At 54.9% G+C, this 7263-nt stretch carries 8 protein-coding genes; 1 reads left to right on the forward strand and 7 read right to left on the reverse strand.

The window, feature by feature from the left end; translation table 11 throughout:
• Positions 1-32: 32 nt before the first annotated feature.
• The 3 genes from AC16KF_RS05385 to AC16KF_RS05395 all read right to left on the reverse strand — a co-directional run bounded on the left by AC16KF_RS05385 (position 33) and on the right by AC16KF_RS05395 (position 2363).
• Complete coding sequence (locus tag AC16KF_RS05385) at positions 33-329, reverse strand: DUF6295 family protein (RefSeq protein ID WP_484036273.1); 297 nt, start codon at positions 327-329, stop codon at positions 33-35.
• A 197-nt stretch (positions 330-526) separates the two neighbouring features.
• Complete coding sequence (locus AC16KF_RS05390) at positions 527-1282, reverse strand: dienelactone hydrolase family protein (RefSeq protein WP_484036274.1); 756 nt, start codon at positions 1280-1282, stop codon at positions 527-529.
• Positions 1283-1313: 31 nt separating this feature from the next.
• Entirely contained in the window at positions 1314-2363 is a 1050-nt protein-coding gene (locus AC16KF_RS05395) for a hypothetical protein (RefSeq protein WP_484036275.1), read from the reverse strand.
• A 68-nt stretch (positions 2364-2431) separates the two neighbouring features.
• Here AC16KF_RS05395 and AC16KF_RS05400 point away from each other — a divergent pair, with 68 nt between their 5' ends.
• The gene (locus AC16KF_RS05400; protein WP_484036276.1) at positions 2432-3175 is read left to right on the forward strand and encodes a pseudouridine synthase; all 744 of its coding nucleotides are present in this window, start codon (positions 2432-2434) and stop codon (positions 3173-3175) included.
• A 116-nt stretch (positions 3176-3291) separates the two neighbouring features.
• Here AC16KF_RS05400 and AC16KF_RS05405 read toward each other — a convergent pair whose 3' ends face one another.
• The 4 genes from AC16KF_RS05405 to AC16KF_RS05420 form a co-directional block, all read right to left on the reverse strand.
• Entirely contained in the window at positions 3292-3915 is a 624-nt protein-coding gene (locus tag AC16KF_RS05405) for a CBS and ACT domain-containing protein (protein WP_484036277.1), read from the reverse strand.
• Between the two features lie 264 nt (positions 3916-4179).
• On the reverse strand, positions 4180-5538 hold the full coding sequence (locus AC16KF_RS05410; protein ID WP_484036278.1) for a M20/M25/M40 family metallo-hydrolase: 1359 nt from the start codon (positions 5536-5538) through the stop codon (positions 4180-4182).
• A gap of 94 nt (positions 5539-5632) precedes the next feature.
• Positions 5633-6595 carry a hypothetical protein gene (locus AC16KF_RS05415; protein ID WP_484036279.1) on the reverse strand — a complete coding sequence of 321 codons (963 nt, stop codon included), beginning with the start codon at positions 6593-6595 and terminating at the stop codon, positions 5633-5635.
• Position 6596: 1 nt separating this feature from the next.
• The coding region (locus AC16KF_RS05420; protein WP_484036280.1) for an MBOAT family O-acyltransferase at positions 6597-7263 on the reverse strand (667 nt) is incomplete at its 5' end.

Consider the following 7263-nt stretch of genomic DNA (forward strand, 5'->3'; position numbering starts at 1 on the left):
CGCGTCTGCGTCGATTGTACATCCACTTTCAATTATTTTCTTGCTTCTTCCAAATGCCCGCCCGCCTCTGCCTGATTCAACACCTCCAGAATTGTCCTCGCCAACTCCCGCGCCGCGAACTCGCTCAACTCCACTGCCACGCGGGCGGAGGGTCCTTTGGATTCGTTCACGAAGTCAATGTTCAGCGCGTGTTCCATCGGCGCATTGAAGGGATGGTCGTATGAGACGTTGGCTCCGTTGAGCGTGAACCATCCGCTCGCGCCTTTGCCGCTTCCGTCAATCTTCACTTTTTCGACGATCATGGTGCACATGGTGAACTCTTTGTCCATTCATATTCGGTGGTTGAGTAGCCCCGCGCGTGCTGAGCGGAGTGGCGCGTGGTGTTCGCGCCACGAAGACGAAGCATCGCGGGACGTATCGAAACCACCAGTCCGTAAAGCAATTTTTGCTACAAAGGTTTGTATGCGTACCTGTGGTTTCGATACGCCCTCGGCTGTCGCCTCGGGCTACTCAACCACCGGGTTTTTCATGAAAGATGCTTTTCACAAAACGCAAAAACTTTCTCCCAGCCATCCATGGCTTGGGCTTGACGATAGGCGGGGCGGGTGTAATAAAAGAATCCGTGACCCGCGCCGTCGTAGCGATGGAATTCATACGTCTTGTCCTGCTTCTTCAATTCAGCCTCATGCTGGTTGACTTGCTCCGGTGAAGGCGAGGTGTCGTCATTGCCGAAAATGCCGAGCAGCGGACACGACAAGTCCTTGGTGAGAGCCAGCGGCGAGACCGGCGTCTTCTCGTTCAACTGATCGGGAGTCATCACGACCCGTCCGCCCCAACAATCAATGGCGGCGTTGAACTCCGTTGTGCGGCATGCCGCGAGATACGCATGACGTCCGCCTGAACACGTGCCGAAGATTCCGATCCTGCCGTTGACGTATGGCAACGTGTTGAGATATTTTGCCGCGCCCGCCAGATCGCCGACTACCGACTCGTCCGACACGCCTCCCTCCGCTCGTACTTTTGCCGCCACGTCTTCGGGCGTCCCATGCCCCGCGCGGAAGTACAGATTCGGCGAAATGGTCACATACCTGTGATGCGCGAACTTGTACGTGAACTCGCGATACAACAAGTCCCAGCCCGGCATGTGATGCGCCAGCACCATCGCGGGAAATTTCCCGTCACCGAGCGGACGCGCCAGAAACGCGTTGATGCGGTCTCCGTTCGCGCCGAGCATTGTCACAGTTTCGGCATGAATGCCTTCGTTCATGTCAGTCGTGTACATGCGGGCTCCTTGTAAGAAATTCGACACCGACCTATTTATGCGCCGGCTGGTTGCTGAACCCAAACGCATAGACCTTGACCGGGCGGTAATCGATCCCCAGGTTTTCCACGCGGATGGTGTGCTCACCCGGCTTGAACCCGGTGATTTCGATGTAGCCTCCAAAGTATGCCAGCGACTTGCCAAGCGAGACGGTCGAACCGCGCCACACTTCCACGCCATCGAATAACACGCGCGCCGAGCCAAGATACCCCGACCCCCAAAACTGCACGCCAATCGAGGTGAATGGAAGTTCTGTTGTCGCTTCCAACCAATCGCCTTTCCACCACAACACGCGATGCGTGCCATAAGGGATGCTATTTTCGTGATACCGCAGTTGAATCCCTTCCGGCGAGGCGACATTTTGATCGTTCGCCGCCACAAACACATCGGGGCGAACATCAAAGTAATGACTATCTCCCGGCAGGATGGTCACGCTGACGGGCAGGTTGGCGGCAATTTCATTCGGCGGAATTGTCGAGTCGGAACAGCCTGCCACTTCATTGCCGACGCCGCAAGATTTCCACGGTTGCTTCGTCAGGTTTTCCTTTCTCAGGTCGAAAGCGCAACCGTCTTCAACGACTGAGAAATTTAATTCCCCGTTTTCAACCCTCCATTGATATTCGCCGACATCCTGCGGACAGAGGGGGTCGTTGAACAGTTTTACGCGGTCGCCCTCCACAGTAAATGATGCGATGCTTGTCCAATTCGTGATCTGGTAAAAGATTCGCATCGTGCCTTTGTCGAATTGCAGACGCCAGATCCCGCCGGCGGGGCGATAATCCGCGCAACGGTAGCACGTCCAGAATTGCGGCGGCGATTCGTCTAACTTGGCAAAAGCGCCATCCAGATCAGACACGGTCGCCTCGGGCAATGGAAATGCGTGCGGGTACGGCGTGGCTAACAGCAATTCATCCCAAATGGTTGTCGATAACACGCTCGTCGGCGCGCTGGTGGCGGGCGCGGGGGTTGCCGAACGGCTTGCGCAAGCCGCTATAACGGACACAAGCAAAAGCAGACAGATTATGCGCGGGTTGTTTTTCATGGGATATCCTTTCACAGCCGACTGATATAATGTCGAAATTATATTCCAAATATCAGGATAAAACTAACATGCAGGAACGCCTTCAAAAAATATTAGCGCAGGCTGGATACGGATCGCGCCGCGCCTGCGAGGACTTCATCACCGCGGGACGTGTCCGCGTCAACGGACAGATCGCTTCTCTCGGCGGGAAGGCTGATTCGGCTGTGGACAGGATTACCGTCGATGGAAAACCCATCGCCGCCGCCGAGCGATTAACGTACATCGCTTTGTACAAGCCGCGCAATGTGCTATCCACAGTGGAAAAGGAGAGGGAAGACGATCGGAAGACCGTGCGCGAATTGGTGGATGCGCCAGGACATCTCTACCCTGTCGGCAGGTTGGATTTTGAAAGCGAAGGTCTCGTGTTGATGACCAACGATGGCGACCTAACCAACCGCCTCACACACCCGCGTTTTGGACACGAGAAAGAATACCGCGTCCTGTTGGCGCGGCGTCCGGACGAGAAACAACTCGAAGCGTGGAAGCGAGGCGTCATTCTCGAAGATGGATACAAGACCCAGCCGGTCAACGCCCGCTATGAGACCGGTCAAGGAAAAGGCGCGTGGGTGCGCGTGGTGATGGGCGAGGGCAGAAAGCGGCAGATCCGCGAAACCTGCAAGCAGTTGGGCTTGCCGGTGGTGAAAATTTTACGCATCCGCATTGGCGAACTGCGGCTCGGAAATCTCAAACCCGGACAATGGCGCGCGCTTGATCCGCGCGAGGTGGCAGAATTGAAGGGAAACTCTCCCGCAAGAAGAACAAACCGGCGTTGAGCCGGTTTGTTGTTTTCAGCGCGTTTTTGGCGCGGAGTGGGGGACCTGTTGGAAGCCTCTCAGGCGATCCTCAGCATTTCCGCGTCTCTGCGGTTGGGTTGCGTCACGCCAGCCCATTAACTGATCCGAATATCCCAAAACTTTTTCACAAACTTCCCCAGTTCGCGGCGAATGGCGTCTTTCTTCATGCCGATCACTTTGAAGGTGACCACTTTGGAATCGGCGTCGGGACCCGCAAACATGCCGAGCGAGATAATATTTCCTCCCGCGTTCGCCACTGCTTTGGTCAGCTTCCCCAGCGTGCCGCGCTTGTCGGGGATGGTCGCGGTGATGCGCGTGGCTTTCTGGCGCGCGCCCATCATCTCGAGGAAAATTTTGAACAAATCGGTTTCGGTGATAATGCCGACCAACTTGCCGTCGTTCATCACCGGCAAGCCGCCGATCTTCGAGTCTGCCATGATGCGGGCGGCTTCTTCGATGGGCGTGCTTACGCTCACCGTGCGCACCTTTTTGCTCATCACGCGGCTGACCGTTACTTTGCTCAGTAGATAGTTCATCTCCCACACGCTCAGCGTGGTGACCGGGGACGGCGAGGCGTTCAGCAAGTCCGTTTGCGAAACGATGCCAACCAGCCTTCCATCCTTGACCACCGGCGCGCGACGGATGTGTTCTTTGCGAAACATCGCAAGCACATCATTGATGGGCGCGTCCGGCGAGACCATAATCACAGGGCGAGACATTCGTTCACCGACTAACATGTTGCCTCCGTTTCTGGGTTTTTCACCCAACCTCATTATATGCCTTGAGAAGAAAAAGAACGTCACCAATGCGGAGTGAGTTAGGTCATATTCATATTTCTAACATAACCAGGACTTACGAAGTTGGCGGGCAGTTGTACTGCCGCCGCAGTGCAACTACGGCGCAACAGGTTCAAAGGCTATGAAGACTCAATAAAACCTTTCCTGGCAACCTTAGGACGATGCGCCTATTTTTTGCGTGTTCGCCTACTCGGCAAATTTTTTCAAGAGCCGCGCCATGTGCCGCGCGTGTTTGAGATACAGATCCAGCCGAATATTTTCGTTTGGCGCATGCGCCCGGGTATCGGGATGCCCCAACCCGGCAGTTGCTACCGGCAAACCCAGGTCATGCACGAACGGATAATTCGGACCGGAGCCGCCGATCATCGGGACGATCTCCATGGCGAATTCATATATTTCTTCGGATGTTTCCACCACGGTTCGCACGAAGGGGTGGTCTGGATCGGTCCGCGCGGCCGGCTCGCCGCCTAAAAAGTCGATGCGCACATCCTCAAACCCCTGCGCGTCGAGGTGGGCGCGAAGTTTCCTTACGATGTCCTCAGGCTTCTGGTCGGGCACGAGGCGGAAGTCCACCTTGGCGGAGGCTTTCGCGGGCAGAACTGTCTTCGCGCCGGGACCCTGATATCCGCTCGTCAACCCACAGATGGTGCATGTTGGCACGAAGACTTCTTCCATCTTGAGGTCGGTTCCGCCCGTCAGCCCCTTGATGAATTTTTTCACGCCGTAGCGTTGCTTGTATTCATCTGCCACATCCGGGAGCGCGTCCATCATTTCGCGGTCGCGTTGGGTGGGTTGTCGAACGTCGTCGTAAAAACCAGGGATGCGAATCTTCTCATCGGGGCCCTTCAGCGTGGATAGCGCCCAAACCAAGCGCCACGCCGCGTTTTCGAAGATCGAGCCGCCCAACCCGGAGTGAACATCGGTGCTGAGTCGCTCCACCGATAACTCAACATAACAGATGCCGCGCAACCCGAGATATTGCATGGGCACTTCGCGGTGGTCCACGCCGCCGAATTCCCAAATACACGCGTCGGCTTTGAGTTTCTCTTTATTCGCGCGGATAAAATCATGCAAGTGCGCGCTCGATGTTTCCTCCTCGCCTTCGATAATGAACTTGACATTGCAAGGCAGTTCACCGTCGGCGTCGAGAAGCGCGTCAAGGGCGAACAACCGGGAGGTGATGTGTGATTTATCGTCACTCACGCCGCGCCCGTAAAGTTTTCCCTCCCGCAAGGAAGGTTCGAAGGGAGGGGTCTCCCACAGTTCCAGCGGTTCGGGCGGTTGCACATCGTAATGGTTGTAGAACAGCAGCGTTTTATCCGACTTGCCCTTCCGCTCGCCGAACACCACCGGCGCGCCCTTGGTATCCATGACCTCCGCTGAAAAACCGCGCGCGCGGAGCATGTCGGCGACCATCGCCGCGCATTCTTTGAGTCCAACACCCTGTGCGCTGATGCTGGGTTGCGCCACCAGTTTGGACAATTCGGCGATGCTTTTGTCCATGTTCTTTTCGAGATAGGCGTCGATCTTGCTGAAGTCTGACATGGTATTCTCCTTTGAGGCTTTCAGATGTTTCTGCTGTGTTGACGATATGGCTTGGTAGGATCGATTATATCGAATCGGGGTGATGGTGACAGTCTCATTCCAATCCCAGGGCGATTTTCAAACTGTCGATCAACCGCTCTGTCCGAACCCTGCGCCCCTGCTGGTTGAGGTGATACGGCGTGTCGTAAAAATAATCATCAGGCAGGCAGAGTTGATCGAGATTTGTAAGCAGGGGTATCGTGGTCTTTGTTTTTAGACGATTAAAGAATCTGTCGAGGCTTTTCTTTCCCGTCCGTTCGCAATTCGTCTGGCGATGCGCCTGCGCTTCATAGTAGACTGTCGCACCTTTCGACAACGCATATTGATTGAAGTCCTCTAAAAACACATAAGCGTTCTCGATCAAGTTGATAGGGTAGACCGAGTCGGCGATTTCAAACTGTTTGTTTCCGTTTTCATCGAGATGACCGATGAAGTCGCCGTGTTCGTTAAAGAGGTCGCCAGAGTAGAAGTTGCGTCCCGATTCGTAGGAGAAGCCGTTGAGATAATAATTCAGCTGGCGGTTGACCTTGCGCTCCAGCATCATTGTGAAAATGGACGGCATTTGCTTGTAGGGGTCGTGCAAGTACCAAATCCGCTCTGGCGAGAACTCAACCCAGTCTGCCAGATATTGGGGTTGACCGTAGAACGACGCCTCGTCGGTGAAGTTGTAGTATTCAAGGCTGATAATGACGATGTCGCCTGCTCGAAGATCATGTTTTATTTCGTTCAGTGGCGCGATGCCTAATGCGACGTGCAAGCCGTCGTTGATGACGGGGATGCCGAGTTCTTGTTCCATTAACTCGCTGTCTATGCCGAAAGCGACGTTCGAGCCGCCGACGATGATGATGCGCGGAGAAGGGACGGTGCGGAGCAGATTCGATTTGAGCAGGCTGGCTTGGTAGAGATGCTTGTCGTCAGGAGGCGTGGCGATGAAGATTGCCGAAATTAAAATGACAACCAATACGACAACGAGAGCCGCATGTTTTAGTAATTTCAATACGTCGCTTTTTTCAGTCATTTTAGAATTGGAAGTAGATGAAGGCTTGTTCGACGCCAGTGTATAAAGTTCCTAACGCCAGAATGATGACAATCAATAACGAGTAGCCGATATAGCGGATTGCTGGTTGTTTGAGATTGAACTGCGCGAGAAAATCTCCGCGATGTTGCTTGGTCTCAATGTAAAGCAGGAGGATGAGAGCGAGAGCCGATAACGTAATTTCTGAGCGTGTCAGTTCGGTGAGGTCGTTCAAGGATGCAAAAAGCCCGTTTACGAACACCCAAAAGCCAGAGTGGATGACCTCTTGTGCCAAACTGGAAGTTTGGCGTACGAAGCCTGACCATCCGCTGAAGAGGTGGGTGACGATGTAGAGCGCGTCGGGGAGAGTCGAAGCGCGGAAAAAGATCCAGGCAAAGCAGACCAGCCCGAAGGTGGAAAGAAGCGAGAGACCGTTGTGGAGGGAGGAGAATCGTTTTGCGAATCCCGAATCGCCCAATTGAGTCCAGCGGGGTTCGATCCAATGATTCAAAATGATGTAGACGCCATGTAGCGCGCCCCAGATGACGAACGTCCAGTTGGCGCCGTGCCAGAGCCCCCCGAGGAGCATGGTGAGGAGCAGGTTGCGGTAGGTGGCGAGCGTCGAGCCGCGGTTGCCTCCCAGCGAGATGTAGAGGTAGTCGCGAAGCCAC

Source organism: Candidatus Defluviilinea gracilis (assembly GCF_057138825.1).